Source organism: Bacillus sp. SRB3LM (genome assembly GCF_015712745.1).
Classification (GTDB): domain Bacteria; phylum Bacillota; class Bacilli; order Bacillales; family Bacillaceae_G; genus Bacillus_A; species Bacillus_A thuringiensis_K.
On record NZ_VWVQ01000079.1, the window covers coordinates 1 to 1798 of the forward strand.

Sequence of the window (1798 nt, forward strand, 5' to 3'; positions counted from 1 at the left end):
AAAATAATAGAGTTTCAAAAAATAGCCCTCCACCAGACCTTTGTTGGTCAGATGGAGGGCTATTTTTTTCATGTTTTGACAAGCTGTGGTGAGATAAGCCTGCATTTTGGACAGACTTCAGCCCTCGAAATCGAGCATATCGATAGCCATGTAGTTCTTTAGCGTCTGCAAAGCTTCGCTCTATAGTTGAACAGCGTACTTTGTACAAATTTTTCCCTGTAACTGTTAGTTTGTTTTTTCTAGCGATCTCCTTCACGATCTGTTGTCGCATACTCTAAAATACACCCCATCGGACAAGCGAATGCATTCATTTCTTCTATATATTTAAATTGGCTTTTTGGTACTTCTTTATTTCGTTTTCCAAATCGGCGATACCCCATCACCATAAATATATTTCTCTCCGATAATTTCTTACAGATATAGCTCGTAAAATAGCCTGCATCAAGAGCTACAGCTTCTACTTTGAACCCGAATTTATCAATTTGAGCTTGGAGGCGTGCTAAATATGGCTCGGAATCTGCCATATTTCCAGCCGTTACATAGGTATCTGTAATAATATTGTACTTCGCATCAGTCGTACGATGGTCTAAGAAATGAAAACCGTTCGGTTTTCCATCTCTCATTAAAAATCCACTATCTGAATATAGAGTGAAAACGGAATCATTTATGTTAGAAAAAGGTTTAATTACAAAATAAAGGAATAATTTATGTGAAAATTGCAAAATATTTAAAATGTCCTGCTTATAAAAGGGAGTCCAAAAATAATAGTTATGAAAATTAAAAAGAACGGTTCTATTCAGATAGTCCGTTCTTTTTACAAAGGAATAATGTCAGCTATTCGTTTTTATTATAACTGAAGAGAAGAAAAATTCAATCTTTTCGTGTTGAAAACATTTTTATCCTTCGAAAAAAAGGGAGTATTATAAATAAAGGTAATGCAATTTTAAAATCGCTATTCGAAAGCAAGTTGGAATTGAAAACAGTAAAAGAACAGAGAGATAAAAATAAACAAATTTAGATTTGTTCGAACAATAAAATTATGTAAATAGTGACATAGAGGACGGAAAAGAAACAAAAGCAATACCTAGTAAAAAAAGATAAGAGAGATTAGAAATACCCAGCTAAAATGAAATGAAAATTGTACAGGAAAAGCGAGTAATAGATATATGAATAACAAAGAATTTTAAGACATTTTTAAAAATTTTTCCTTTTATCTAGTCGTAGTAGAAAGCTATCCCATAGATAAATCAGCAAAATTGAGCCTCCAATTTATCTCAGCTATCGTGTAATACTGATTAGATTTTAAGGCAGATTTTGTATCAATAATTGAGCGAAAACGAAACATTTCCCTAGTTTGTAACGTATACGCCCCTCTATAATGGTTGTTTATGCAATGACAGACCAGTATAGGAGGTTCATAAAAAGCAGCGTACTTCATAAATAAGTACGCCACCTACATAGGATGCTTACCATACGAGAAAAGCGTGTTAAATTTAGTTTATGTAATAGTACATAGTAATATGAAAAAGCAAAAGAAAAACTTACTAATGAGAAAGAAATTAGGAAAATTTTTGTTGGGGGTATAAAAAAACAAATAAGGTTATATGGAAAAAAGAATATAAACAATAGAATCATACAAATTTTTGCTTTATATAAGGTGACAATCATTTTTAATTCTTCATACGGTATAAAGAACCAAAATGCATTTTGACCTGGTCAAGAAAAACTGGAACATGAAATAGATTATGCAATTGATTTTGAATACTGATACGGAGTCATTCCATTTAATGATGAGTGC

Annotated in this window: 1 pseudogene; it reads right to left on the reverse strand. The window is 32.0% G+C overall.

The window, feature by feature from the left end:
• Window positions 1–644 (reverse strand): annotated as a pseudogene (locus tag F3I02_RS26970) (transposase); the annotation flags it as partial.
• Window positions 645–1798 lie beyond the last annotated feature (1154 nt).